The sequence below is a fragment of the Meridianimarinicoccus zhengii genome, assembly GCF_003254465.1.
In the GTDB taxonomy this organism is placed as follows: Bacteria; Pseudomonadota; Alphaproteobacteria; order Rhodobacterales; family Rhodobacteraceae; genus Meridianimarinicoccus; species Meridianimarinicoccus zhengii.
Genome location: NZ_QDFI01000012.1, coordinates 1 through 25,726, shown reverse-complemented (window position 1 = coordinate 25,726; position 25,726 = coordinate 1). Strand labels below are relative to the sequence as shown.

Annotated in this window: 20 protein-coding genes; 10 read left to right on the top strand and 10 right to left on the bottom strand. The window is 65.3% G+C overall.

The annotated features are described in order from the left end of the window. Positions 1-170 precede the first annotated feature (170 nt). The 8 genes from DDE13_RS05810 to DDE13_RS05775 all read right to left on the bottom strand — a co-directional run bounded on the left by DDE13_RS05810 (position 171) and on the right by DDE13_RS05775 (position 7,299). Positions 171-935, bottom strand: a complete 765-nt coding sequence (locus tag DDE13_RS05810) for a glutamine amidotransferase (RefSeq protein WP_111402386.1) — start codon at positions 933-935, stop codon at positions 171-173. Continuing rightward, entirely contained in the window at positions 932-1,999 is a 1,068-nt protein-coding gene (locus DDE13_RS05805) for a phosphotriesterase family protein (RefSeq protein WP_111402384.1), read from the bottom strand. Before DDE13_RS05805 ends, DDE13_RS05810 begins: the two co-directional genes overlap by 4 nt. Continuing rightward, positions 1,992-2,642, bottom strand: a complete 651-nt coding sequence (locus DDE13_RS05800; protein ID WP_111402382.1) for a TenA family protein — start codon at positions 2,640-2,642, stop codon at positions 1,992-1,994. Before DDE13_RS05800 ends, DDE13_RS05805 begins: the two co-directional genes overlap by 8 nt. Further along, positions 2,639-3,484 carry a BtpA/SgcQ family protein gene (locus tag DDE13_RS05795; RefSeq protein ID WP_111402380.1) on the bottom strand — a complete coding sequence of 282 codons (846 nt, stop codon included), beginning with the start codon at positions 3,482-3,484 and terminating at the stop codon, positions 2,639-2,641. Before DDE13_RS05795 ends, DDE13_RS05800 begins: the two co-directional genes overlap by 4 nt. A 2-nt stretch (positions 3,485-3,486) precedes the next feature. Then, on the bottom strand, positions 3,487-4,500 hold the full coding sequence (locus tag DDE13_RS05790) for an ABC transporter permease (RefSeq protein ID WP_111402378.1): 1,014 nt from the start codon (positions 4,498-4,500) through the stop codon (positions 3,487-3,489). Further along, on the bottom strand, positions 4,497-5,231 hold the full coding sequence (locus DDE13_RS05785) for an ATP-binding cassette domain-containing protein (RefSeq protein ID WP_235868603.1): 735 nt from the start codon (positions 5,229-5,231) through the stop codon (positions 4,497-4,499). Before DDE13_RS05785 ends, DDE13_RS05790 begins: the two co-directional genes overlap by 4 nt. A gap of 77 nt (positions 5,232-5,308) precedes the next feature. Next, on the bottom strand, positions 5,309-6,241 hold the full coding sequence (locus DDE13_RS05780) for a substrate-binding domain-containing protein (protein ID WP_111402374.1): 933 nt from the start codon (positions 6,239-6,241) through the stop codon (positions 5,309-5,311). Next, complete coding sequence (locus tag DDE13_RS05775) at positions 6,238-7,299, bottom strand: LacI family DNA-binding transcriptional regulator (protein ID WP_111402372.1); 1,062 nt, start codon at positions 7,297-7,299, stop codon at positions 6,238-6,240. Before DDE13_RS05775 ends, DDE13_RS05780 begins: the two co-directional genes overlap by 4 nt. 179 nt (positions 7,300-7,478) lie before the next feature. Here DDE13_RS05775 and DDE13_RS05770 point away from each other — a divergent pair, with 179 nt between their 5' ends. Beyond that, positions 7,479-8,396: a PfkB family carbohydrate kinase gene (locus tag DDE13_RS05770; protein WP_111402370.1), complete on the top strand. Its 918-nt coding sequence runs from the start codon at positions 7,479-7,481 to the stop codon at positions 8,394-8,396. An 87-nt stretch (positions 8,397-8,483) separates the two neighbouring features. Here DDE13_RS05770 and DDE13_RS05765 read toward each other — a convergent pair whose 3' ends face one another. Then, on the bottom strand, positions 8,484-9,386 hold the full coding sequence (locus DDE13_RS05765; protein WP_111402368.1) for a LysR family transcriptional regulator: 903 nt from the start codon (positions 9,384-9,386) through the stop codon (positions 8,484-8,486). A gap of 166 nt (positions 9,387-9,552) precedes the next feature. Here DDE13_RS05765 and xdhA point away from each other — a divergent pair, with 166 nt between their 5' ends. The 5 genes from xdhA (at position 9,553) to guaD (ending at position 17,293) form a co-directional block, all read left to right on the top strand. After that, complete coding sequence (gene xdhA, locus DDE13_RS05760) at positions 9,553-11,016, top strand: xanthine dehydrogenase small subunit (RefSeq protein WP_111402366.1); 1,464 nt, start codon at positions 9,553-9,555, stop codon at positions 11,014-11,016. A gap of 19 nt (positions 11,017-11,035) precedes the next feature. Then, positions 11,036-13,354, top strand: coding sequence for a xanthine dehydrogenase molybdopterin binding subunit (gene xdhB / locus DDE13_RS05755; RefSeq protein ID WP_111402364.1), 2,319 nt, complete (start codon positions 11,036-11,038; stop codon positions 13,352-13,354). A 4-nt stretch (positions 13,355-13,358) separates the two neighbouring features. Further along, the gene (gene xdhC / locus DDE13_RS05750; RefSeq protein ID WP_111402362.1) at positions 13,359-14,240 is read left to right on the top strand and encodes a xanthine dehydrogenase accessory protein XdhC; all 882 of its coding nucleotides are present in this window, start codon (positions 13,359-13,361) and stop codon (positions 14,238-14,240) included. 45 nt (positions 14,241-14,285) lie between these two features. Then, positions 14,286-15,887 (top strand): xanthine/uracil/vitamin C permease, encoded by a 1,602-nt coding sequence (locus DDE13_RS05745; RefSeq protein ID WP_111402360.1) that lies wholly within the window; start codon positions 14,286-14,288, stop codon positions 15,885-15,887. Positions 15,888-15,955: 68 nt separating this feature from the next. Continuing rightward, entirely contained in the window at positions 15,956-17,293 is a 1,338-nt protein-coding gene (guaD, locus tag DDE13_RS05740) for a guanine deaminase (protein ID WP_111402358.1), read from the top strand. A gap of 134 nt (positions 17,294-17,427) precedes the next feature. Here the strand turns inward: guaD and DDE13_RS05735 are convergent, their stop codons facing one another. Then, positions 17,428-18,093: a TetR/AcrR family transcriptional regulator gene (locus tag DDE13_RS05735; RefSeq protein WP_111402356.1), complete on the bottom strand. Its 666-nt coding sequence runs from the start codon at positions 18,091-18,093 to the stop codon at positions 17,428-17,430. A gap of 125 nt (positions 18,094-18,218) precedes the next feature. On the opposite strand from DDE13_RS05735, the gene DDE13_RS05730 reads away from it, so the two are divergent. The 4 genes from DDE13_RS05730 to DDE13_RS05715 all read left to right on the top strand — a co-directional run bounded on the left by DDE13_RS05730 (position 18,219) and on the right by DDE13_RS05715 (position 25,596). Beyond that, positions 18,219-19,367, top strand: coding sequence for an efflux RND transporter periplasmic adaptor subunit (locus DDE13_RS05730; RefSeq protein WP_111402354.1), 1,149 nt, complete (start codon positions 18,219-18,221; stop codon positions 19,365-19,367). Positions 19,368-19,379: 12 nt separating this feature from the next. After that, a complete protein-coding gene (locus DDE13_RS05725) occupies positions 19,380-22,535 on the top strand; it encodes an efflux RND transporter permease subunit (RefSeq protein WP_111402352.1) in 3,156 nt (1,051 codons plus the stop codon). Between the two features lie 624 nt (positions 22,536-23,159). Next, positions 23,160-24,566 (top strand): MBOAT family O-acyltransferase, encoded by a 1,407-nt coding sequence (locus DDE13_RS05720; protein ID WP_111402350.1) that lies wholly within the window; start codon positions 23,160-23,162, stop codon positions 24,564-24,566. Next, a complete protein-coding gene (locus DDE13_RS05715) occupies positions 24,541-25,596 on the top strand; it encodes a hypothetical protein (RefSeq protein ID WP_111402348.1) in 1,056 nt (351 codons plus the stop codon). Before DDE13_RS05720 ends, DDE13_RS05715 begins: the two co-directional genes overlap by 26 nt. The last annotated feature ends 130 nt before the right edge of the window (positions 25,597-25,726 follow it).

The window sequence follows — 25,726 nt, the reverse complement described above, 5'->3', positions numbered from 1 at the left end:
GCGGTTGCCTTTGGCTCTTCAAGCCATGTGTCCTGTGACATTACCAGCGCCGTGCCCTGTGTCCAGTGCCGCCGTCACCGGCACCGCCGATGACACGCAGGTAATGCCTTTTATTCGTGCGGTCGCTCAGAAAAGCGGCGCTCTGTGTCCCCCCCTGCCGGCCGCGGGGATCAGGTCCCGTCGGCGGCCCAGCGGACCATGTTGGCAAACAGCGCGTCATAGCCCGGCCAGTCGAGGAACGGTTTCGGCAGCCAGTGTTCGCTCATGTCGGACGCCCATGCGACCGACCGGCCCGCGCCGTGCTGACCCGTGACGAGCAGCGGCAGGCCGCCTTGATCCGCGGGCAGGCGCAGCACGACCTCCGCGCCCTCGGCCTTCGGCACGATCTCGTTCACGCCCAGCAGGTAGGGCCAGTCGGACGGGACGCCGGACAGGATCGGATGGCCGGGTGTCACCACCTCGGGCACCGCGCCCTCGGGCAATTCGACCCGGTCGTCCACGGGCAGGCAGGTCACGGGCAGCGCGGATTCGACCGGGGTGCGGTGCCAGCGCCCGCGCCCGTCGATGCCCTGAAAGGTCAGGTAGCCGCCGACCATGATTAGCCCGCCGCCGCCGCGCACGTAAGCCTCGATCGCTTTCAGCCGGTTGGGTACACGCTCTCCGCGCAGCCAGACCGCTGGCGGCAGCAGCAGCGTGTTCGCCCCGATATCCGACAGCATCACCACGTCCCACGCGGACAGGTCTTCGGCGGTATAGGGGAATGCCTCCGCCGCCTCGTGGGCCTTCATGTAGGTCACGTCGATGCCCGCACGGGCCATGCCTTCGACGAAGCGGTCCGCGCCGGTGTGGAAGGTCGTGCTGCCGAACTGGTCGAAGCCCTTGTAATGGGTCGCGGCGCTGACCCAGCTTTCGCCCACGAGAAGCAGTTTCGTCATGGTGTCGTCTCCGGTGTTGTATAGGCGCACAGGGCGGCGGCGGGATTGGCGATCATGAGCCGGTCGAGATCGGCCTCGCTCAGCCCGGCCCGCAGAAGCCGGGGCAGGAAGTGGCGCTGCACATGGGCGTAGCCGTTGCCGCCGAACGCGGTCAGCATCATCTTCAGGAACACGTCCTGCGACAGCAGCAAACGGTCGAGATACCCGCCGCGCGCCAGCGCCGCGATGGCCGCAGCACAATCGGCGTCGGACGGGCATTGCACCTGCTGGTCGTCGTACCAGTAGTCCATCCCGATCATGTCGTATTCAAGGAAGGCACCCCGGTCGGCCAGCGACCGCTGGTAATCGCCATCGTCCCAGGACGGGTTCATGTGGCACAGGATTACCCGGTCGAGCGGCTGTCCCTCGCCGGCGACCGCGTCCAGAACGTCATGCGCGAGCCGTTCCCAGCCCGGCAGGTGAATCATCAGCGGCAGGCCCGTGTCCAGCGCCGCGATGGCCGCGCCGCGCAGGCTCTTGCGTTCTTCGGACGTGAAATCGGCGCTCACGCCGATCTCGCCGATGATGCCGATGGGCACATGCTCCGGCCCGACCCCGCGGCGGTGTTCGTGGACCAGTTCAGCCGCGATGTCCTCGGCCGTCATGGCGGCCAGTTCCGGCGGGTGGGACGAGTGCAGGTAGTACCCCGACCCCATCACGATGTTCAGCCCGGTCGCCTGCGCGATCCGCACCAGCGCTTCGGGCGACCGGCCGATGCCGCGGCACGTTGGGTCGAGCACGGTGCCACCGCCTTCGGCCCGGAACTTCAGCAGTTCGGCCACGGCCATCGCTTCGTCGTCCAGCCCGCAATTGTCGCGGCTGGCGAAAGGGTCATGCTTGAGTTGCGACAGGATCGACGCGCTGACCGGCAGGTCGCGTATGGGCGACGCGAAATCCGGGTCCCGCCCGCGCCACCAGCAGGTGCAGTCGTTCAGGATATGCTCGTGCATCAGCGTGACGCCAAGGGCGACGCGCGGCACCGGGCCGGTCACGGTGGCGACGGTCGGGCTGGGGGTGTCATGCATCGGAGGGCTCCGTCATGCCGATCAGCGGCGCATCGTGAAAGGCGATTTCCAGTTCGGTCACCCGCCCGAAGATCGAGCTCAAGCGGGCCAGATCGGCGGGCGCTGCCACCCGGTCGATGGTGTCTTTCAGCCACCGTGCCTGCGCCGCGAAGCCGTCATCCGCGTGCAGGTCGATCCAGCGGCGGATATGCGGGTCCGCGATGGGATGGGCCGCGGCCCGGCTGCACCATGTCCAGTACATCCACTCGGCGGCGAACATCGCCGTGACGATATCTGCGAAATCGCCGTCCCGCGCGATGGCGAGCATCCCGTCGTCGAAGGCGCGCACCGATGGTGGGATCGCTATGTGGCGGTCGATCCCCAGCGTGGCGAAGCTGTCCTCGAAATAGGGGATCTGGTCGCGCACCAGCGCATCCTGAACCCCGATCAGCCAGCGCTTGCTGTGCAGGTCGGGTGCCTTGGCGGTCGCATAGGCGAAGATCGAAACCGCCGTGTCCACGAAGGCGCCCTCGTAGACGAGATAGCGGTGCCAGCCCTGCACGGGCAGTGTGCCCGCCGCGATCTGCCGCACGAAGGGATGGTCCAGCATCCGGGACAGAACCGCGTCGTTGTCGGCCAGGATCCGGTCGGATATCCGGGTCATGGCTGCTCCAACGCGGGTTGCGCGGCCTTCACGAAGGCGCTCACACGGGCGGCCTCCACCGGGTTCCACCAGACGCCGCCTTCCTTGAGCGACGAGGCGACGATCACCGCATCCACCCGTTCGAGGATCGGCACGATGTTGTCGGGTGTCACGCCCGAGCCCACGAGCACGGGCAGATGGGTTGCCGCGCACACCGTGTCGATCTCGTCCAGCGCCGCGCTATCGCCCGTGCGCTGGCCGGTGGCGATCACCGCGTCCGCGTCGAAGAACGCCAGATCGCGGGTCAGTTCGGTCACGCTGCGGTCGGCGGTGATCGCGTGGCTGCCGTGCTTCACATGGCTGTCGGCGAACACCCGGATGCCCTCGGCCCGCAACTGGGCGCGGTAGCGCAGGGCCTCGGCGGCGCGGCCTTCCATGAAACCCTCGTTGGCGACATAGGCGTTGGCCCACTGGTTCACGCGGATGAAGGCCGCGCCGGACGCTGCGGCGATGGCGAAGGCCGGGATCGGCGCGTTGGCCAGCACGTTGATCCCCATGGGCACGCCGAATTCCCGCCCGATCCGGTCGGCGACGACCGACATGAAAGCCGAGGTTTCCGGCCCGATATCGTCAGGCTTGGAGAACGGGATATCACCGTGGTTTTCCACGATCAGCCCGTGCATCCCGCCCGTGACAAGCCGTTCGGCATCGCGCAGGCAGAAGGACAGGATGTCGTCCCGCGACGTGCCGCGATAGCGCGGCGCGCCGGGGAAGGGCGGGCAATGGATCATCCCGATCAGCGCCTTGTCGCGCCCGAAAATCTCGCGGATGGCGTTCTGTGGGCGGTCGGATATCTGCGCCATGGTCAGCCCTTCCTGCGCTTGCCGCCGAAGCGGAAATTGGCGGTGAAGATCCGCGTGTTGAGCCAGATGGCGATCAGGATGATCGTGCCGGTGACGATTTGCGTGAAGAAGGGCGAGATATGCATGAGGATCAGGCCGTTCCCGATGACAGCGATGGTCAGCGCCCCCAGCAGCGTGCCGAGGATCGTGCCCCGCCCGCCGAACAGCGACGTGCCCCCCAGCACCACCGCCGCGATCACCTGTAATTCGAACCCCACGGCGGCATTGGAGGACCCGGACCCGAGCCGTGCCGCGATCAGAAGCCCCGCGACGGCGCTGGCGATGCCCGTCAGCATGTAGACCGACGCGATGGTCCCGCGCGCCGGCATCCCGGCGCGGCGCGCGGCCTCGGTGTTGGAGCCGGTGGCGACGACGCGGCGGCCATACACGGTGCGCGACAGGACGACGGTGCCAAGTACGGCGATGGCCACCGACACGATCACCGGGAACGGAATGCCGCCGATCTGCCCGCGCCCGATAAACAGAAAGCCCGGCAGGTCGGGGATCGGGATGGAATAGCCCTGTGTCAGGTAAAGCGCAAAGCCCCGCAGGATCGACAGCCCCGCCAGCGTGACGATGAAGGCGGGAATGCCTTGATACGCCACGAACCATCCCTGGAACAGCCCGATCAGCGCGCCAAGTGCCAGCATCGCCAGAACCACGAACGGCCAGGGAAGCCAGCCGCCCGACAGGGCGATTGCCGCCACCGCGTTGATGAGCGCCACCTGCGAGCCGACCGACAGGTCGATCCCCGCGGTGATGATGACGAAGGTCATGGCCACCGCGACGACCAGGATCGGCGCCGCCTGCCGCAAGATGTTGAGCAGGTTCACCGGCGTCAGGAAGGCGCTGGCCATGACGGAAAAGAACACGACGCAGACGATGAAGAAGCCCGCGATGGACAGTACCTGCGCATGCTCCGACAGGAAATCGGCGATGGCGGATCCCTGTCCGCGCTCGGTGTACTGGACGCTCATATCGCCTCCCCCTTGCCGACGATCAGCTTCACGAGATCCTCGAGGCTGGTCTTGGCGATGGCGCGCTCGGCGACCTTGGTGCCTTCGTACATGACGGCGATGCGGTCGCAGACCTCGAACAGGTCCTGAAGGCGGTGGGTGATGAGGATCACGGCGACACCGCGCGCTTTCAGGGTGTTGATCAGGCGCAGCACCGCCTCCACCTCTGCCACGGCGAGCGCGGATGTGGGTTCGTCCATGATGAGAACCCGCGGATCGAACGACGCCGCGCGCGCAATGGCGATGGCCTGCCGCTGGCCGCCGGACAGCTTTTCGACGCGGGCGTTCAGGCGCGGGATGCGGATGTCGAGATCGTCGAGCATGGCGCGGGCGCGGGTCTTCATCGTCGCACGGTCGAGGAACGACCAGCGCGCGACCTCGCGGCCGAGAAAAAGGTTGCCCATCACGTCGATATGGTCGCACAGGCTGAGGTCCTGGAACACCATCTCGATGTGGCGGGCGCGGGCATCGGCGGGGTTGGCGAAACGCACCTCTTCGCCGTCCACCGCGATGGTGCCTGCATCGGGGACGTAGGTGCCGGAAATGATCTTCGTCAGGGTCGACTTGCCCGCCGCGTTGTCGCCGATCAGCCCCACGCATTCGCCGGGATACACGTCAAGATCGACACCGCGCAGTGCCTCGATCGATCCGAAGCTCATGCGGATGCCGCGCAAGCTGATGCGCGGTGTCATGCCTGGCGCGGACTCGGAACCGGAGGGCATGACGCCCCCCGGCCCGGCAATCGCGCCGTGCTGCGATTGCGTGGACATCACTCGAAGATGCTCCGGAAGTCGTCGACATTCTCGGTCGTGACGATGGTCACGGGAACGGAGACCACCGCCTCCGTGCTGCCGCCGCCGACGAGATCGTCCAGGATGCGCACGGCGGTCGCGCCCATTTCGGCCGGGTCCTGCTGGATCACCGCCTCCACGTAGCCCGCGTCGATGCCGCGGATCGCCTGCGCGGTCAGATCCCAGCCGAACACCTTGATGTCGCCGGTGCGCCCCTGGCTTTCCACGGCGGCGATGGCGCCGAGAAGCGCGGGTTCGCCCGTCGCATAGATCGCGTTCAGGTTCGGGTTGGCCGTGATCAGGTTCTCGGCCGCGCCAAGCGCCACGTCCTGCACGTTCTGGCCGTCCACGATGCCCGCGACGGTGATGCCGTCCACCCCTTCGATGCTGGCCTCGAACCCGTCCTGCCGGATATTCTGGATGGCGGAGTTGAGCGCGCCGACGATCCCCAGCGTCGCCGTGCCACCCATGTCACTGGCCACGTAGTCGACGAAATAGTCGCCGATCATGCCGCCCGCTTCGACATTGTCCACGCCGACCTGCGCTGCATGGGGGCCGTCGGGCAACACCGCGTCCACTGCGACGACGGGAATTCCGGCGTCCGCGGCCTGCTGGACGGCGGGCATGATCCCGTTCACGTCGATGGCGACCACGACGATCCCGTCCACGCCCTGCGCGATATAGGTCTCGATCGCGCTGTTCTGTGCCGCCGGGTCGTTGTTGGCATTGAAGATCACCAGCTCGTCGCCCGCCGCTTCGGCAGCGGCGGTGGCGCCCGCGTTCATCTGGTTGAAGAACAGCGCCTGCTGGTTGATCTGCACAAGCGCAAAGGTCTCGGCCCCGGCCGCGCCCGCGGTCAGCCCAAGTGTCGCCGCCGTTGCGAGCAAGGCGGATTTCAGTCCGGTCTTCATGGTGTCACACTCCTCTGTCGGTCTGGTTCTGGTTGGTCGTTTCTTGTCGTGTTCGGCGCCGCGACGGACGCGCGTTCGATCAGGTCCACCGGCAGGTATTCGACCAGGTCCGGCAGGGCCTGATCCTTCCAGTCGCCGTCGAGCAGCAGCTCGACCGCCCGCGCACCCAGTCTTTGCGCGGGCTGGCGCACCGCCGTGATCGGCGGGTCGTAAAGGTGCAGCGCGCGTGCCCCGTCGAAACTGACGAGCGACATGTCGCGCGGGATGCGCACGTTCCGCGCGCGCAGGGTTTCGATCACGCCGATGGCGATTTCGTCCGAGCCGACGAAGATCGCCGTCGCGTTGTCGCGCCCGTCGAGCAGATCTGTGGCAAGCGCGCGTCCGGACGCGACATCGTGCTGCCCTGACATGACCCTGACGGCGACCGTCTCGCCGCCGCTGCCGTCGCGCAGGCCGCGTTCCAGCCCCTCCGCGCGCTGCCGTGTGGACATGAGCGCCTGTCCGCCGCCCATATAGGCGACGCGCCGGTGTCCCCATCCTGCGAGGTGATGGCCCGCAAGGTAACCGCCCTGCGCGTTGTCCGCATAGATCTGCGGGGCGCGCGCGCCGGGAACCGCTTCGTCCACGACGACGACACGGGGCAGGGCGGCCATCGCCGTGGCAACATCGGGACTGGGCCTGCGATTGGTGCAGAACACGACGCCATCGGCACGGTTGTCGGTGGCGAGTTCAAGCAGCGCGATCTCGCGCGCCTCCACGTTCGAGGTGGCGTGCAATTGCACGATCATCCCCCGTTCCGATGCCGTGCGTTCGACCGACGCGGCGAGGGTCGCGAAGAACGGGTTCGCGATGTCCGGCACGATCAGGGTGATCGTGTCCGACCGCCCGAGGCTCAGCCGCCGCGCGTGGGGGTTGGGCCGGTAGCCGAGTTGCCGCACCGCGCGTTCGATCCGCGCCCGCGTTTCAGGGGGCAGTTCGAGCGTGCCGTTCATGTGCCGCGACACGGTTGCCGGAGACAGCCCCGCCTTTCGGGCGACATCTTTCAGGCTTGCCGGCATTCGCCCCTTCCCAAGTGCACGATGCTTAGGTAAACGCATTTACTAAACCGCTTTACTAAAGCAGCGGCGCAGGTCGGTCAAGCCATGTGTCGACCGGACTGCCAGATCGGGGGCTATTGCCCGAAATTCAGGCAGCGGCATGGTCCGAACCGCCGCGTTGACAGGAAAGGACGCAACAGATGCGCCGAGCATTCGTCTTCGGGAACGCCGCCATCGACGAGGTGCTCCGGGTGCGGACCCTGCCATCGGCGGGCGAGTCGGTCCTGGGGCAGGCGCGCCATGCCGGACTGGGCGGCAAGGGGGCGAACCAGGCCATCGCGCTGTCGCGGACGGGCGTGCCCACGCGCTTCGTCGCGGCCGTCGGTACGGACTGGCAAGGCGCTGCGATCCGGGCTGCCCTGTCAGGCGAACCGGTCGATACGGCGCTGGTCGAACGCGACGACATCCCCAGCGACCGCTCGATCATCCTTGCGCAGGACAACGGCGAGAACGTGATCGTCACCACGAATGCCTGCGCCCGAAGCCTGACATTCGATGACGTTGCCGCGCATGTCGGGGACATGCAGGCGGGCGATGCCCTTCTGCTTCAGGGCAATCTCGACATTGACGTCACCGTCGACATCGTGGCGGCGGCGCGCGCGCGGGGGGCACGGGTCATTCTGAACCCGTCACCTTTCGACCCTGCGTTTGCCAGGGTCATCCCCGGTCTGGCCGCGCTCTTTGTCAACGAAACCGAAGCCCACGGGCTGACAGGTTTGTCCGGAAAGGCCGCCATAGCCGCGTTGCGGGCGTCTGGGGCGGAGCAGGTCATCCTTACCTTGGGCGCCGGGGGGGCGATGCTTGGCAGTCGCGACGGCACCGTGCATGTGCCCGCCCGGCCTGTCGATGTCGTGGACGTGACCGGCGCGGGCGACTGTTTCGAGGCCGTGGCCGTCGGTTCGGCATTGCGGCGCGGCACGGATATCGACGAGAACGCCCTGACCAATGCCACCCTTGCCGCCGCCCATACCGTTCGGGGCTTCGGCACGGTCCCTTCGTTCCCGGATGCCGACCGGCTTGCCCGGATCATGTCGGGTCGAACGGATACGCCGCGTTGACGCGACCGCGTCGGGCGACCCTTGACCGCCCGACTGCGGCTTCGCCCGTAGGGTGGCCGCCGGACAGGCCAGCTGCAGTTCGCTCGGTCAGGCGAACATGCCCTTGCTCGATCGCGAGATGTGTTCGACGAAAAGCCGGATCTTCGGATCCTGCAGTTTCTTGTGGGGATAAAGGCATCCGAAAATGGTCGGCGTGGGCGGCGTGTCCGGCAGCACTTCCACGAGACGGCCCGATGCAAGATGGTCGCGCACGTCGAACCGCGGCTTGTTGACGATGCCGCGCCCCGCAAGCGCCCAGTCGGTCAGGACATCGCCGTCATCAGCGTCGTACTTGCCGCGAACCTCCAGCTTTTGCGGCCCCATGTCGGTCTGCACGGTCCAGAAATACTCGGGCGAGCGCGGATAGCGCAGCAAAAGGCAATTATGCCCGCCATGCAGCAAGTCCTCGGGGGTTCGCGGGGTTCCGAACTGCGACAGGTAGGACGGGGCGGCGCAGAGCACCCGCTGGCAATCGGCGATCTTGCGCAGCTTCATGTTTGAATCGCTCGGCGCGCCGATGAAGAACGCGATGTCGAGCCCGTCAGCGAGAATGTCCACCTTGCGGTCGGACAGGCGCATGCGGATCTCGGTTTCGGGATACTTGTCCGAGAAACCCGGCACCAACGGCGCGACGACCCGGCGCCCGACGCCCAACGGCGCGGTGACGCGGATAGCCCCCCTTGGCGTGGCAGAAAAGCTGGCCACGCGCGCCTCGGCGTTTTCCAGCGCCAACAGGACGGCCTTGGCCTCCTCATAGAAGACGGTGCCGGCCTCGGTCGGTGTCATCGACCGGGTGGTGCGGTTGAACAGCCGCACGCCCAAGCGTTTCTCCAACTCCTTCAGCCGTTTGCTTGCCACGGCAGGTGTAAGCCGCAGATCGCGGCCACCGGAGGTGATGCTGCCAAGTTCCAGCACACGGACGAACACCCGAAGGCTTTCGATATAGGACATGGGGTTCCTCGTGCCGTTCGGGGACACCCTGAGAGTGCGGCAGCGATGAGCGTTTTTCAATGATCTGTTGAAAGTATTTGCCGGTTACGGCGATTTTTCGACTCAAACAATCGCCCTAGGGTCAACTGGTGCCCGGCGCTGCGCTCCGGGACCACGGGAGGGCACCATGACATATCGCACCGAGATCCGATTCATCCTCAACGGCACGGACGTATCCGTCCCCGACGTCGCCGCCAGCCAGACGCTGCTGGATTTCCTGCGGCTGAACCGCCGCTTGACCGGAACCAAGGAAGGCTGCGCCGAGGGGGATTGCGGCGCCTGCACGGTTCTCGTGGGGCGGCTGACGGGGGATGGACTTGTCTATGCGCCGGTCAATGCCTGCATCCGCTTCCTCGCCTCGGTGGATGGATGCCATGTTGTGACCGTCGAGCATCTGAGCGGCCCGGACGGGCGGCTGCACCCGGTGCAGCAGGCGATGATCGACCATCACGGCAGCCAGTGCGGGTTCTGCACGCCGGGCTTCGTCATGTCGCTCTACGCGCTGTGGATGCAGACACCGGAACCGACCGCGGCGCAGGTCGAAACCGCGCTGCAGGGCAACCTGTGCCGTTGTACCGGCTATGAGCCAATCGTTCGCGCGGCGGTCGCGGTCAGCCGCTACGGCACGCCAGCCGCGGACCATCTGAATACCGAGCGGGCGGCCATGACAGCGCGGCTCAAGCGGTTGCAAAGCGACGCGAGGGTGGTGTCCGGCCCGGCGGACAACCTGAGCATTCTTCCCGCCAGCGTCGATGACCTGGCCGCGTGCCTTCTGACGTATCCGGACGCGACCATCGTCGCCGGGGCCACCGATGTCGGCCTGTGGGTGACGAAGTTCCTGCGCAACATCGGCCCGGCCATCTTCACCGGGCATCTCGACAGGCTGAAGACCATCGCCATGGAGGGGGACGTCCTGACCATCGGCGCCGGTGCGAGCTATACCGACTGCCAGGACGCCCTTTCCGAACACCTGCCGCACCTGACGGGCTACTGGGATCGTATCGCGGGCTGGCAGGTGCGGAACATGGGTACTGTGGGCGGCAACATCGCCAACGGATCGCCCATCGGCGACACGCCGCCCGTGCTGATTGCGCTCGAGGCCGAGATCGTCCTGCGGCGCGGCGATGTGCGCCGGACGGTCGCGCTGGAGGATTTCTTCATCGAGTACGGCAAGCAGGATCGCGCCGCCGGCGAGTTCGTCGAAACGATCCGCATCCCGATCCCGTCGCAGAACGACCGCAACGCCGCCTACAAGATCTCCAAGCGCCGGGACGAAGATATCTCGTCGGTTGCGGTCGGGATCCAGGTCACCGTCGCGGAAGGGCGCATCACCCGCAGCCGGATCGCGTTCGGTGGCATGGCAGCCACGCCCAAGCGTGCCACGGCAGCCGAACAGGCGTTGCAGGGACAGGTCTGGTCGCAGGCCGCGTTCGACGCCGCCGCAAAGGCGCTGGAGCAGGATTTCAGACCGCTCAGCGATTGGCGGGCGTCGGCGGCGTACCGGATGCTGAGCGCGCAGAACCTGCTGCGCCGTTTCTACCTGGAACAGGACACGGCGACCGCCGCGCCCGTTCGGCTTGAAACCGCGTGAAACTGGAAAGGGCGAGACCATGAAAGATACGCACTTCGTTTCCGGCGCGGCGCATACCGACCGCATCCACGACAGCGCCATCAAGCATGTGACGGGCAGGGCGGACTACACCGACGACATCGGCCAGCCCGAAGGCACGCTGCACGCCTATCTCGGCGTGTCGACCGTGGCGCACGCGAGGCTGAACGGCATCGATCTGACGGACGTGCTGGCCTTTCCGGGCGTCGTCGGCGTTCTGACGGCAGACGACGTGCCGGGCGTGAACGACATCAGCCCCACGGGCCAGAACGATGAGCCGGTCTTTCCGACCGACAGGATCGAATTTCACGGCCAGCCGCTGTTTGCCGTGGTGGCCGAAACCCGCGATGCCGCGCGGCGCGCGGCGGAACTGGCGCGGATCGACTGCGATGTGCTGCCCCATGCGCTCGACCCCATCGCCGCGCAGGAGGCCGGGTATCCGCATGTGACCGCCCCGCTCAAGCTGGAACGCGGCGATGTGGACACGGCCCTGTCCGGGGCCCGGAACCGGATCACCGGGCGCATGACCGTGGGCGGTCAGGATCACATGTATCTGGAAGGGCAGATCGCCTTTGCCATGCCGGGGGAGGATGACGACATCGTCGTGCATTGCTCGACCCAGCACCCGTCCGAAGCGCAGCACATGGTGGCCCATGTCCTTGGCGTGCCGTCGAATGCCGTGGTGGTGAACGTGCGGCGCATGGGCGGCGGGTTCGGCGGCAAGGAAAGCCAGATGAACCTCTTTTGCGCCGTCGCCGCGATGGCCGCGAAGAAATGGAACCGCGCCGTCAAGATCCGTCCCGACCGCGATCAGGACATGACCGCGACCGGCAAGCGCCATGATTTCGTGATCGACTACGATGTCGCCTTCGACGACGCGGGCCGGATCGAGGCTGTGGGCGGGACGTTCGCGGCACGCTGCGGGTATTCCGCCGACCTGTCCGGCCCGGTCACCGACCGCGCGCTTTTTCACGCCGACAACGCCTATTTCTATCCGCATGTGCGCCTGACCAGCCGCCCGATGAAGACGAACACCGTGTCCAACACCGCCTTTCGCGGCTTCGGTGGCCCGCAGGGTGTGATCGCGGCCGAACGGATCATCGAGGAGATCGCCTATGCGACCGGTCAGGACCCGCTGGATGTGCGCAAGGCCAATTTCTATAGCGGTGAAGGCCGGACGCTGACGCCCTATCATCAGGCGGTCGAGGACAATATCCTCGATCGCCTGGTGATGGAGCTGGAAGAGGGCGCCGCTTACCGGCAGCGCCGCAATGACATCGTCGCGTTCAACGACACCTCGCCGGTGCTGAAGAAGGGTATCGCGCTGACGCCGGTCAAGTTCGGCATCTCGTTCACCGCGACATGGTACAATCAGGCCGGGGCGCTGGTGCATGTCTACAATGACGGGTCCATCCATCTCAATCACGGCGGCACCGAGATGGGGCAGGGCCTGAACACCAAGGTGGCGCAGGTGGTGGCCGAAGCGTTCCAGGTGGATTTCGAGCGGATCAAGATCACCAAGACCACGACCGAGAAGGTGCCCAACACCTCGGCCACCGCCGCGTCGAGCGGCACCGACCTCAACGGCATGGCGGCGCTGGATGCAGTCGAACAGATCAAGTCGCGCCTGATCGCCTTTGCCGCGGATCACTGGGGCGTGGCGCCGGAACGGGTGCGCTTTGCCGCCAACCGGGTGCATGTCGGCGACGAGGCACTGACCTTCGATGCCTTCATCAAGAAGGCCTATCTCGCACGGGTCCAGTTATCGGCGGCCGGATTCTACAAGACCCCCAAGATCCACTGGGAACGGGCGCGGGGGCAGGGGCGGCCGTTCTATTACTACGCCTATGGCGCGGCCTGTTCCGAGGTGACCATCGACACGCTGACCGGCGAATACCGGGTCGAACGCACCGATATCCTGCACGATGTCGGCCGGTCGCTGAACCCGGCGCTCGACAAGGGGCAGGTGGAAGGGGCGTTCATCCAGGGCATGGGATGGCTCACCACCGAGGAACTGTGGTGGGACGATGCCGGGCGGCTGCGCACCCATGCGCCGTCGACCTACAAGATCCCGCTCGCGTCGGATCGGCCGCGTGTCTTCAACGTGAACCTCGCCGACTGGTCGGAAAACCGCGAACTGACGATCAAGCGGTCCAAGGCCGTGGGCGAACCGCCATTCATGCTGGGCATTTCGGTGTTCGAGGCGCTGTCAATGGCGGTGGCGTCCGTGGCGGACTACCGGGAATGTCCGCGGCTCGACGCACCCGCGACGCCCGAACGTGTCCTGATGGCGGTTGCCCGTCTCCGGAATGGGGGGTGAGGCGATGAACCCCTCCCTCACAGGTCTGGCGCGGTTCTTCGAGACAAGCGACGCCGCGATCCACGTGACCCTGACCCGCGTGCGTGGCTCGTCGCCGCGTGACGCGGGTGCCGAGATGTACGTCTCGGCGACCGGTCTGTTCGGCACGATCGGCGGCGGGCAGCTTGAACACATGGCGGTGCAGGCCGCCCGCGACATGCTGCGCGACGGGGCGCTGTACCGGGACATGGACGTGCCGCTTGGCCCCGAGATCGGGCAATGCTGCGGTGGCCGCGTGGAACTGTCGCTGTCGCGGATGCGCGGGTCCGACAAGGCTGCGGCCCGCCAGCGAATGGACGCGCAGGACAACGACAGGCCCCATGTATACGTCATGGGGGCCGGGCATGTCGGACGGGCGCTGGCCCGGCTGCTGCAACATCTGCCCGTGCGCTGTATCCTTGTGGATACGCGTGCGGCGGAAATCGCGCTGTGCGATGCTGCGGTCGAAACCCGTCTCAGCGCCATTCCCGAGATCGACATCTGGAGCGCCCCGGCGGGCAGCGCCTTCGTCGTGCTGACCTATGACCATGCGCTGGATTTCCTGCTGACCTCGGCCGCGCTGGAACGCGGGGATGCCGCCTATGTCGGCATGATCGGGTCGGCCACCAAGCGCGCCAAATTCCGCAACTGGGTCAATACACAGTGCGACGGGCTGGGCATCGACGACCTGACCTGCCCCATCGGGGCGGGTGGAAGCGACGACAAGCGGCCCGACGTCATCGCGGCGTTCGTGGTGGCCGAGGTGGTCGCCACGCTGACCGCAACCGCTGCCGCATCCGCACCGCGCAAGGCACATCGACCGCCCGCAAGGGGCAAACCAACCGACCGGGAGGGACTGTCGGCCTGACATCTGTCAGCCGGCGGATCGGTCACATCAGAGGAGGAGTCCGTCATGGACGGGAGGACCTATCACTACAAGCTGTTCGCACGCAGCGATTTCAGCGCTTTCTGGGCGCTGTTCACCGACAACCTCGTCAACCTGCTGATCCTGTCGGGGGTCTGCCAGTTCGTCTTCCAGATGCCGGCCGACATCGTCTTCGGGCGGATCGTTCCCGGTGCCGCCATCGCCATTCTGGCCGGTGTCGCGGTTTATACCTGGCTTGCGAAATGGGCCGCGCAGAAACATGGGCGCGATGTCACCGCGCTGCCGTATGGCATCTCGACGCCGGTGATGTTCGTCTACCTGTTCGGGGTCATCGGGCCGATCTACTGGGCGACCGACGATCCGCTGCTGGCCTGGCAGGTGGGCATCGGCGCGGGCTTCATGGGGGGTATCGTCGCGGCGCTCGGCGCGCTGGTCGGTCCTTTTCTCAAGCGCATCACGCCGCGGGCGGGGATGCTGGGCACGCTGTGCGGCATCGCGCTGGTCTTCATCGGGTCGGTGCCGCTGGCCGAGATTTTCGAGAACCCGATCATCGGCTTCACGTCGCTCCTGTTCATTCTCTGGGGCCTGATCGGGCGGTTCCGCCTGCCGGGCAACGTTCCGGCCGGGCTCGTTGCCATCGGTGCGGGCACGCTGATCGCCATCGTGCTCGGGAAGGCGTCGCTGGACACCAGCGGGATCGGCTTCTACCCGCCGGTACCGTATTTCGGTGATCTGGTCGTCGGCATCCAGTACCTGTTCGCCAATCCCGAGCTGTTTCTCGTTCTGATCCCGGTGCAGATCTACAACTTCATCGAAACGATGAACAACGTCGAATCCGCCGAGGCCGCGGGCGATGCCTATCCGGTCGGCCTGTGTCAGGTCACGGACGGCGCGGGCACGATGATCGGGGCGCTTTTCGGGTCGCCCTTTCCGACGACGGTCTATATCGGCCACCCCGCCTACAAGCGTCTCGATGCCCATGCGGGCTACATCGTCGGCGTGGCGCTGGTTATCGCGGTAGCGGCGTTCTTCGGCTTCCTGTCGTTCCTCGCCGGGTTGATCCCGATCGCCGCGGCGGCGCCGGTGCTGGTCTTCGTGTCGGTCAGCCTGATCACGAACACCGCGTGGGCGGTGAAGCCGATGCACATGGCCGCCGTGTCCTTCGCGATCCTGCCGCACATCTCGGCCTTTCTCATGGTCAAGTGGGGATCGCTGATGAATGCGCTGCGCAGCACCGGGGTCGAAGGGCTTCCGTCGCTGGGCGACGACGGTCTGACGGCGGCGCTCCTGATGGAAGGCGCGCATTACGAGGGGCACCTGGCGCTCAGCCAGGGGGCGATCATCACCGGGCTTGTCTGGGGCGCCATCGTTGCCGACGTGATCGACGGGCGCTTCCGCATGGCCGGTGCCTTTGCCATCGCGGCGGCGGCGATGTCGTCGGTGGGGATCATCCATTCCTTCACGCTGCAGATGCCGCAACTGGACGGGATCACCATCGGCTACCTGATCGTCGGCGGTTTCCTGTATCTCTACCCGCGTGTTGCGCCCAAGGAGGACCTGGAAAACCGGATCATCGTGCCGGACGAACCCGATTTCCTGGATGACGGCATGCCGGCACCCCGGGCCTGAACCCTGCACCCCGGGGCGGCCGCCCGGTTGCCCCGGATTGATCCGAAACCCGCAATCCAGAGGTCTGCATGACCGAAACCCTGCTGCGCGGCCGGTTGCTGACGTTTCACCGCGAACCGGCGGACGGAAATGACACCGACGCTTACACCTATATCGAGGACGGGGCGCTTCTGCTGCGGGACGGCCTGATCGTCCGGTCCGGCGCGTTCCCCGATATCGCGCCGCACGCGCCCGATGCCTTGTGCGTGGACCATCGTCCGCACCTGATGATGGCCGGGTTCATCGATACGCATATCCATTTTCCGCAGGTGCAGGTCATCGCGTCCTGGGGCGCGCAGCTTCTGGACTGGCTCAACAATTACACCTTCCCCGAGGAAACCCGCTTCGCGGACGCGGATCACTGCGCGCGGATGGCGGCGGCGTTTCTTGACCAGCTGGTCGCGCATGGCACGACGACGGCTGTCGCCTATTGTTCCGTCCACGGCGCAAGCGTCGACGCGTTCTTCGCCGAGGCGACGCGTCGCCGGATGCGGATGCTGGGCGGCAAGGTCCTGATGGACCGCAACGCGCCCGACGGGCTGCGCGACACGCCGCGATCCGGGTATGACGACAGCAAGGCCCTCATCGCGCGCTGGCACGGGAAGGGCCGAAACGGCTACGTCATCACGCCGCGTTTCGCGATCACCTCCAGCCCCGACCAGATGGAAATGACCCGCGCGCTCGTCGCGGAGCATCCCGATTGCCACGTGCAGACCCACCTGTCCGAAAACCACGCGGAAATCGCCTATACTGCGGAACTCTATCCGGATGCGCGCGACTATCTCGATATCTACGAGGGCCACGGGCTGCTTGGCCCGCGGACGCTGCTAGGGCATGCGATCCACCTCGCCCCCCGCGAGATCGACGCGCTGGCCGAAACCGGATCGCATCCGGTGTTCTGCCCGACCTCGAACCTCTTTCTTGGCAGTGGCCTGTTCGACGATGCCGGTTTGCGCGGGCGCGGCATCACCAACGGCATCGCGACGGATGTCGGGGCGGGGACCAGCTATTCCATGCTTCAGACGCTGAACGAAGGGTACAAGGTCTTGCAGCTTCAGAACCAGTCCATGCACCCGCTGCGGGCGTTCCACTGGATCACGCGCGGAAATGCCGTGGTTCTGGGCCTCGAGGACCGTATCGGAACGCTCGATGAAGGGACCGAGGCCGACATCGTGGTGCTCGACGCCTGTGCGACCGCGGCGATGGCGCTCCGGTCCGAACGCGCGACGACACTGGCGGAAGAGCTGTTCATCCTGCAGATGATGGGCGACGACCGCGCCATCGCGCAGGTCTATGTCGGTGGCCTGCCGCAATTTCCCGGCTCAGCGGATCGCAACGGGTCGGAGCCGTGCACGCCGCGCCCTTGAGACTTCTCGCGCGTCAGATCCGGGTGGCGCACAGCCTTTCTTAAGCTGCTGGTCCCGGCTGAAAGCCCAAAGCCCAAAGCCGCTACGTTGCGGTCTTGTGGGTGCCGGTACTTTCTCCGGGTGCGCGCAGCCGGCTAATTTGCGCTAACCCCTCCCAGGAAGACCGACACGGCCAGCGCACGGCGCGCCGATAGGCCGTCCGCGTCTGGGATGCAGGTTGGGTCGAGCAGACATTCGACCGGCCACGGGCGCACCATATCGAGCAGCAGATCGGCGGCCGCGGACGTGTCGATACGCGTCAAAGCGCCGTCGGCAACCGCGCGATCCAGTTCTTCGGTCACCACACGACGATTTGCGGCGGCGAGCCGCATGACGAGATCGCGTCCGATTTCCGGCCGGGTTGGCACCTGGGCGATGATCGCACGCAGGATCTCCACCGGAAGGCCATAACCGGCAGGCTGGGCACGCGGCGTCAGCAAGCAGTTCAGCCGTTCGGCCAACGGCAGGCACCGTTCCGACGCATCGAGACGGCGCACGAAGCCGCCGCCGACCCGGTCGAGATACGCGTGCAGCAGGTCGTCACGCCCGGAAAACATTGCATAGAGCGTGCGTTTGGACATGCCCGCCCGTCGCGCGATGGCGTCCATGCTCGCGCCGTCGAGACCCGTATCGGTATAGACCGCTTCGAGTGCCTCGAAAATTCGTGTGCGCCGCGTCTCGGGCGGCAAGGCAACGGGGCGGCCGGGCCCTGGCGTCAGTCCTGCGCAGGCCGCACTGCGCCGCGGCGGCGTACTGTTCATCGCAATCCCCCGAGACGCCACTCGATCCGGCGCTTGCGTTACCATCCGGCGGCCAATAAGGAAACGGCAGAGTTTTGCAATCGGCATTGGTGCGCCCACCAATGACCCCTGCCCCTGGGCCCGCCATGTTCCGATTCCGTCCAAAGACTGTCCTTGTACCCGTCTTCGTCGTCTTCGCGCTGGGGCTGGCGCCGGCCCACGCGCAACAATCCGGCCAGCCCACGCCGGTCACCGTCGTCAGCGTCGCGGCACAGGATGTTACGCTGACCAGCACGCTGCCGGGTCGTGTCGCGGCCTCGGCCGAGGCGGAGGTGCGGCCGCAGGTGAACGGCATCATCACCGAACGCCTGTTCCGCGAGGGCGCGGAGGTGTCGGCAGGCGATCCGCTGTTCACGATCGATCCGGCAAGCTACGAGGCCGCCGTGGCGCAGGCCCGCGCGGGTGTCACGCAGGCGCAGGTGCAACTCGACGCCGCGGAGCGCGAGGCGGAACGGATCAACGCATTGCAGGCGCGGAACGTCGCCAGCGAACAGGCCTATGACGACGCGATCGCGGCCCGCGACTCCGCCGCCGCCGCGCTGGAGGTGGCGCGCGCGCAGCTGAAGACCGCCGAGATCGAACTCTCGCGCACGACGATCCGCGCGCGCCTGTCAGGCCGCATCGGCCTGGCGCAGACCAGCGCCGGCGCGCTCGTGACCGCCAGTCAGGACCAGCCGCTCGCCGTGATCCGCGACATCGATCCCGTTTACGTAGACGTGAATCAATCGGCCGCCGACCTGCTGCGCTGGCAGCGCGGCGAGGCCGAGGCGGAGCTTGCCGGCGGCGACCAGACGGTGCGCCTGACGCTTGCCGACGGTTCGGACTTCGGGGAAACCGGGACGCTCACCGCGGCCGAGCCGAATGTCGACCCGCAGACCGGCGTCGTGACCCTGCGGATGCAGTTCGACAACCCCGCGACGCTGCTGTTGCCCGGCATGTACGTGCAGGTGCAACTGCCGGTCGAGGTGGTCGAGGATGCCTTCCTCGTCCCGCAGGAAGCGGTGCAGCGCGACCGCCGGGGTCGGCCCGTGGCATGGGTGGTGGACGAAAATGACACGGTGGTCGAACGCCGCCTGACCGTCCTGCAGGATCGCGGCAGCGACTGGGTCGTATCGGAGGGCCTGTCGGACGGGGAACGCGTCATGGTGGCCGGGTTCCAGAAGACCTCTCCCGGCGCGACCGTTGCCGCGCAGCCGCGCGCGGCATCCGGCAACACGTCGGCGACGGCGCAGTAGAGAGGCGAGACGATGGCAGGTTTCTTCATCGACCGCCCGGTCTTCGCGTGGGTGATCTCGATCCTGATCATGGGCATCGGGCTTCTGGCGATCCGCACGCTTCCGGTGGCACAGTACCCCCAGATCGCGCCTCCCTCGGTGTCGGTCAGCGCGTCGTATCCCGGCGCATCGGCCGACACGGTGGCCAACACCGTCACGCAGGTGATCGAGCAGCAGATGACCGGCATCGACGGGCTGCGCTACTTCTCGTCGCAATCCACGTCGGCAGGCGGCGCGCAGATCACGCTAAACTTCGAGACCGGCACCGATATCGACATCGCGCAGGTGCAGGTCCAGAACAAGCTCAGCCAGGCGCTGCCGCTGCTGCCCGACGTCGTGGAACGCCAGGGCGTGACGGTCGAGAAATCGTCGGCCGGCTTCCTGATGGTGATCGGCCTGATTTCCACCGACGGCGCGCTGGAGCAGGTGGACCTGTCCGACTACATGGTCACCAATCTCGTGGACGAGTTGAGCCGCATCGAGGGCGTGGGCTCGGTGCAGGTCTTCGGCGCCCAGTACGCGATGCGCATCTGGCTCGATCCGTCCCGGCTTGCGGCATTCGAGTTGACACCGTCGGACGTCGTCGCCGCCGTGTCCGCGCAGAACGCCCAGATTTCCGCCGGCGCTTTCGGTGCGCGCCCGACCCTGGAGGGCCAGCAACTCAACGCGACGATCACCGCGCAGTCGCTGCTGAGAACGCCCGAGGATTTCCGCCAGATCGTGCTGCGTGCGGAAACCGATGGCGGGCTCGTGCTGCTCGACGACGTGGCGGAGGTCGAGATCGGGGCGGACAATTACGCCACGATATCACGGTTCAACGGCGACCCGGCGTCGGGCATGGCGATCAGCCTCGCCCCCGGCGCCAATGCGCTGGACACCGCGGACCGGGTCAAGGCCCGGATGGCGGATTTCGCCCGCTTCTTCCCCGATGGCGTCGATTACGTCATCCCCTACGACACCACACCGTTCATCGAGATCTCGATCAAGGAGGTCGTGAAGACCCTGTTCGAAGCGATCGGGCTCGTGTTCCTGGTGATGCTGCTGTTCCTGCAGAATCTGCGCGCCACGCTGATCCCGACCCTTGCCGTGCCCGTGGTCCTTCTGGGCACGTTCGGGGTGCTGGCAGCGGCCGGGTTCACCATCAACACGCTGACCATGCTGGCCATGGTGCTGGCGATCGGCCTGCTGGTGGACGACGCCATCGTGGTGGTCGAGAACGTCGAGAGGATCATGGAGGAAGAGGGGCTTGGCCCCCGCGAGGCGACCCACAAGTCGATGGGCCAGATCACCGGCGCGCTGGTCGGCATCGCGCTGGTGCTGTCGGCGGTGTTCGTGCCGATGGCGTTCTTTCCCGGATCAACCGGCGTGATCTACCAGCAATTCGCGATCACCATCGTGTCGGCAATGGCGCTGTCGGTGGTCGTGGCGATCACCCTGACCCCGGCGCTGTGCGCCTCGATCCTCCAGCCCAAGGTCCACGCCGCCCGCCGCGGGCCCTTCGGATGGTTCAACCACGGCTTCGGCGCGGTTCTGGCGGGCTATGCCGCCACCGTGCGGTGGAGCGTCAACCGCCCCGTCCGCGTCGGCGTGGTCTACCTGCTGCTGGCCGCGGGGATGGCGTTGCTGTTCGCGCGCACGCCGACAGGTTTTCTGCCGGAAGAGGACCAGGGAATCCTCTTCACCCTGATCCAGGCGCCGACCGGCGCGACCGCACAGCGCACGCTCGATGTGCTGGAAGAGGTGGAAGCCTATTACCTTTCGCAGGAAGACGGCGTCGTCGACAGCATGTTCGGTGTCGTCGGATTCAGTTTCGCGGGGCAGGGCCAGAACATGGGCCTGGCCTTCGTGCAGCTGAAGGACTGGTCGGAACGCACCGAGCCGGACGAAAGTGTGCAGGCGCTCGCCGGTCGCGCCTTTGGCGCATTCAGCCAGATCCGCGACGCCATGGTGTTCCCGATCGTGCCGCCTTCGGTGATCGAGCTTGGCAATGTCTCGGGCTTCGACTTTTACCTTCAGGCACGTGGAGGGCAAAGCCACGAGGAACTCGTGGCGGCGCGCAACCAGCTTCTGGGGGCCGCGTCGCGAAGCGCGCTGATCGCCTCGGCCCGGCCCAGCGGGCTGGAAGATGCGGCGCAATTCAACCTGGACATCGACTGGCGCAAGGCCGGCGCGATGGGCGTGACGCCGACCGACGTGGGCGACCTGCTGCGCGTCGCCTGGGCCGGTGCCTATGTCAACGACTTCCTCGACCAGGGCCGCATCAAGCGCGTGTACGTGCAGGGTGCGGCCGGGGCACGAGCGACCCCGTCCGACATCGAGAAATGGCGGGTGCGCAACGCCTCGGGCGGGCTCGTGCCGTTCTCGAACTTCGCCACCGGGTCGTGGGATTACGGCGCGCAGGGCCTTTACCGATACAACGGCATTCCTGCGATCCAGATCCAGGGCTCGCCTGCGCCCGGCGTCTCCACCGGGGAGGCGATGGCAGAAATGGAGCGGCTCGTTGCCGATCTTGGCGGCGGTTACAACATTGCGTGGACGGGCCTGTCGTTGGAAGAACGGCAGTCCGGCAACCAGGCGCCGCTGCTCTATGCGCTGTCGCTGGCGGCGGTATTCCTGTCGCTCGCGGCACTCTACGAAAGCTGGTCGATCCCCTTCGCGGTGATGTTCGCCATGCCCATCGGCGTGCTCGGCGCTTTGATCGGCGCGTGGCTGGGCGGGTTCGAGAACGGGGTCTTCTTCCAGGTAGGCCTGCTGACCGTGATCGGCCTGACCGGCAAGAACGCGATCCTGATCGTCGAGTTCGCGCGCGACCGCCACGAGCAGGGCGAGCGCGTCATCCACGCCGTGGTGGAGGCCGCGCGCCAGCGCTTCCGGCCCATCGTGATGACGTCGATGGCGTTCTCGCTGGGCGTGCTTCCGCTGGTGCTGAGCAGCGGCGCGGGCGCCGGCGGGCGCACCGCCATCGGGGCAGGCGTACTGGGCGGTACGATCTCGGCGACCGTGCTTGGCATCGTCTTCGTGCCGCTTTTCTTCGTGATCGTCACCCGGATGTTCCGGCGCGCCGGAGAGGATCGCACCGCGGACGCCACCGCGGGTGAAGAACGCCAGCATCGGGACTCGCTCTCCTAGCGTTGACCAAAGGAATCCGGGTTCCCGATGCTGGACGCGTCAGTGCTTCGTTCCGAAACCAGGTTATGTCCACGGATCGAATCCATGGGGACCGTCTGGCCCTAAACCCGGTGAAACGAGAAGCCGAGCGGCAAGTTGACCTGTGTCACGCTTAGCCAGGTCATTCGTCGTGGGTGGTGGATTCAGCAGAGACGCGATCGGCAGCTTTTTGGACCAGGAGATAGATGCTTCGGACAGGATGCTTGCGCTCAGGCTCGCTGTCCAGCTACAGCGCACCCGGCGTTGCACTGTTCAGAAGTGGCGGTGGTTCGCGGAAACGCGCCAGAATGTTCGGAACGTTGCCTGCGGAATGGACGTTGCGAGACATGGCCTCAGGCCATTATGGTGCACTCGGGAGATATCGTCGCGTACGCCGCGCAGGATAGATCCCGCATAGATGGAGTTGTGAATGCCCGTTTGTGATGGCACACGACGGTCAACGTTCGCGCACGCGAACCGTCTTGTATGACTTCCACTGACCGTACCTAATGCCGTATTCACCTTCGCAAAAAATTGGCATGACTTCGCGCATCCCGGAGGATGGCTGTCCTTTGTTGAAGAGGAATTTTCAGTCAGGGGCGCCGCATGCTGTTTCACACATATGAATATGCCATCCTGCTTTGTGTCGTCTTCCTGTCGTATCTCTTGCTGCCGGTATGGACCCGCTGGATCGTTCTGGTCTCCGCAAGCTATATCTTTTATGCGACGTCCCAGTTCGGTCTGGTCTGGCTCCTACTTGTGTCCGGAACCGTCGACTATGTGAGCGGGCTTTCTCTGTTTTACACAAGACGCAAGGCTCTCCGCGTCGGACTGTTGACGACAAGTATCGCCACAAATCTCATTCTGCTGGGATATTTCAAGTATCGCATCCTATTTCAGGATGGCCTTGGCTATCTGACCAGTGGTGGCTTCGTGACCACGGCAGACCAGTTCATACTGCCAATCGGGATATCCTTTTTCACCCTTCAGTCAATGGGTTATACGATCGATGTTTTCCGGGGAAAGCAGCTCCCGGAACGACATCCGGGTTACTTTTTCCTTTACGTTGCCTATTTTCCGCAGCTGATCGCCGGACCTATCGAACGGGCTCGGGATCTGTTGCCCCAGCTTCGCGCACAACGCCCGTTCGACTGGACGAGATTCCGAAGTGGTTGCCTGCTGATCCTATCCGGACTTGTGAAGAAACTTGTAATCGTGGCCGGTCTGACACCATTTTTTGCCGAGGTGTATGAAGGCGACCCGAGTGCGAATGCGATCAGTCTCATCATCGCCGCTGCGTTGTCGATCTTCTATATCTATGCCGATTTTTCTGGCTATACGGATCTTGCGCGCGGTTCCTCCCGCCTAATTGGCATAGAGCTGTCCCATAATTTCCGGTCTCCAATGACTGCGACGACCATTCGCGACTTCTGGCAGCGCTGGCACTTGACGCTGACAAAGTGGATTTTCGACTATCTCCATGCACCGCTTGCAAATCTTGTGTCGTCCCGGGCGGGCCGATACGGTCTGATATTATTTACTTTCATCATAGTGGGGCTTTGGCATGGCGCCAATATCACATTCATCCTCTTCGGCTTCCTGCACGGCCTGACCATTGTAATCGAAACCCTGTGTGCACGGAACGGTTGGACCCTGCCATCCGGAGATTTCTGGAGACTGGTGCGGATTGGTCGAACCCTTTTTCTCGGCGCGATTTTCGGAACGCTCTTTCTTTCTCCATCGGTTTCGCATGCTTTGAACGTATATGGGCAACTCTTGCAGTTAAGCCTTGATGACATCCTCTCCGATGAAATTCGTCACAAGCCCGAGCTTTTTTCTGCGTTTCTTGGGACCCTGCTATGGTTCGGTCACCGACTGAGGCCCACTTTGCTGGACGAGGTTCCCCCATCTGTTGTGTGGCGTTGGCTGCTCTATCTTGGACTAATTCTGTTCATAGTCGCGTTTTCGAACGAAAAGGGAGAGAGCGATGCCTTTGTCTATTTTCAGTTCTGAAGCCGCCAGGTCGTTCTCGCCGTTCCGCACGATCCTGTTCGCGGTGGTCCTGCTTGCGGCACTCAAGTCGCTGATTTGGTTTTATCGGGACACCGTGTTCCCCATCATGCCCAACAGACTTAATTCTATCCAATCGGCGGATCGCCTCGATGTGTCCGCTGTCACGATCGGGGCATCCTACAACGTCGATATCGATTTTGGCCTGCTCGGGCTCACGCATGTCCCCTTGTGGCTCCCGGCGGCTGATCTTTTCGAGGCCGCGGAGATCTTTGAGCAGTTCTTGCGTCGTGGTGGTTCTCCGGAATACGTATTCATGGTACTTGATGCGAACCAGCTCTATCAGGACAACGGTGCACGGCAGGATTTCAAGGCGGTCAACCCGGCGCCCCGCGATGCGGCCTACATACTCACGACAAGCAGCTCTCCATTTGCCCTGATAGACGGCGACATCTGGGGATGGATGGAAGCCAACTTCCTCCCCCCTCGCAAGATACCCCTTTCGTCCAATTCAAGAGCGTTTCATGCGGCTGTAATGAACGTCCTTGATCCGCCGGGACGGTCGCCCTGGGCGCAGTTCGAATTTCCGCAACTTCCTGATCCAGCCGGAGTCGAGGAGATTCAACAAGTGACGGATTTCATCATGCGTCTGGTCAAGGTGGCAGTCGATCAAGATCCTGAAATTCTGGATCGTTCGATTGCTGCCTTGCAGCGGATCGCGGTCCTGGCGTCCGGGTCGAAGGTCGAACTGATCGTGATTGCGGGGGCGCCTTTCGTCCCGCCCTATGAAGACGCGTTGGACAACGCGACACGTGCGGCCGGCCTGTCTTCGATTATTGACAGAGACTTCGCACTTGACCGAGCAATCGAAGCGCTCGGGAATGCGGGTGCTCTGGTGATCCCGCGATCGGCGGTGTGGGACAGGGACGTTGACGGAAAGCGCCTGGACTGGTTCGCTGACAATCGGCATCTCAACGCACATGGGGCAGAGGTCTTTACCCGCCGTCTCATGCCCTTCCTGTCCCTGCCTTGACGGGCGGCCCCTGAAAGGCCGGGCCAAATCGGCATGCCTGGGATTTCGGCACTTGCCGTCGGCCCGCGGTAGTTCAGGCTGAACAAACTTCTGGCTGGCCGCTCTGACGATTGCCGCGACAGTTTTCAGC

Coding starts and splice junctions, on each gene's coding strand:
- DDE13_RS05810 (WP_111402386.1), bottom strand. CDS start 935: ATGACGAAACTGCTTCTCGTGGGCGAAAGCTGGGTCAGCGCCGCGACC.
- DDE13_RS05805 (WP_111402384.1), bottom strand. CDS start 1,999: ATGCATGACACCCCCAGCCCGACCGTCGCCACCGTGACCGGCCCGGTG.
- DDE13_RS05800 (WP_111402382.1), bottom strand. CDS start 2,642: ATGACCCGGATATCCGACCGGATCCTGGCCGACAACGACGCGGTTCTG.
- DDE13_RS05795 (WP_111402380.1), bottom strand. CDS start 3,484: ATGGCGCAGATATCCGACCGCCCACAGAACGCCATCCGCGAGATTTTC.
- DDE13_RS05790 (WP_111402378.1), bottom strand. CDS start 4,500: ATGAGCGTCCAGTACACCGAGCGCGGACAGGGATCCGCCATCGCCGAT.
- DDE13_RS05785 (WP_235868603.1), bottom strand. CDS start 5,231: ATGACACCGCGCATCAGCTTGCGCGGCATCCGCATGAGCTTCGGATCG.
- DDE13_RS05780 (WP_111402374.1), bottom strand. CDS start 6,241: ATGAAGACCGGACTGAAATCCGCCTTGCTCGCAACGGCGGCGACACTT.
- DDE13_RS05775 (WP_111402372.1), bottom strand. CDS start 7,299: ATGCCGGCAAGCCTGAAAGATGTCGCCCGAAAGGCGGGGCTGTCTCCG.
- DDE13_RS05770 (WP_111402370.1), top strand. CDS start 7,479: ATGCGCCGAGCATTCGTCTTCGGGAACGCCGCCATCGACGAGGTGCTC.
- DDE13_RS05765 (WP_111402368.1), bottom strand. CDS start 9,386: ATGTCCTATATCGAAAGCCTTCGGGTGTTCGTCCGTGTGCTGGAACTT.
- xdhA (WP_111402366.1), top strand. CDS start 9,553: ATGACATATCGCACCGAGATCCGATTCATCCTCAACGGCACGGACGTA.
- xdhB (WP_111402364.1), top strand. CDS start 11,036: ATGAAAGATACGCACTTCGTTTCCGGCGCGGCGCATACCGACCGCATC.
- xdhC (WP_111402362.1), top strand. CDS start 13,359: ATGAACCCCTCCCTCACAGGTCTGGCGCGGTTCTTCGAGACAAGCGAC.
- DDE13_RS05745 (WP_111402360.1), top strand. CDS start 14,286: ATGGACGGGAGGACCTATCACTACAAGCTGTTCGCACGCAGCGATTTC.
- guaD (WP_111402358.1), top strand. CDS start 15,956: ATGACCGAAACCCTGCTGCGCGGCCGGTTGCTGACGTTTCACCGCGAA.
- DDE13_RS05735 (WP_111402356.1), bottom strand. CDS start 18,093: ATGAACAGTACGCCGCCGCGGCGCAGTGCGGCCTGCGCAGGACTGACG.
- DDE13_RS05730 (WP_111402354.1), top strand. CDS start 18,219: ATGTTCCGATTCCGTCCAAAGACTGTCCTTGTACCCGTCTTCGTCGTC.
- DDE13_RS05725 (WP_111402352.1), top strand. CDS start 19,380: ATGGCAGGTTTCTTCATCGACCGCCCGGTCTTCGCGTGGGTGATCTCG.
- DDE13_RS05720 (WP_111402350.1), top strand. CDS start 23,160: ATGCTGTTTCACACATATGAATATGCCATCCTGCTTTGTGTCGTCTTC.
- DDE13_RS05715 (WP_111402348.1), top strand. CDS start 24,541: ATGCCTTTGTCTATTTTCAGTTCTGAAGCCGCCAGGTCGTTCTCGCCG.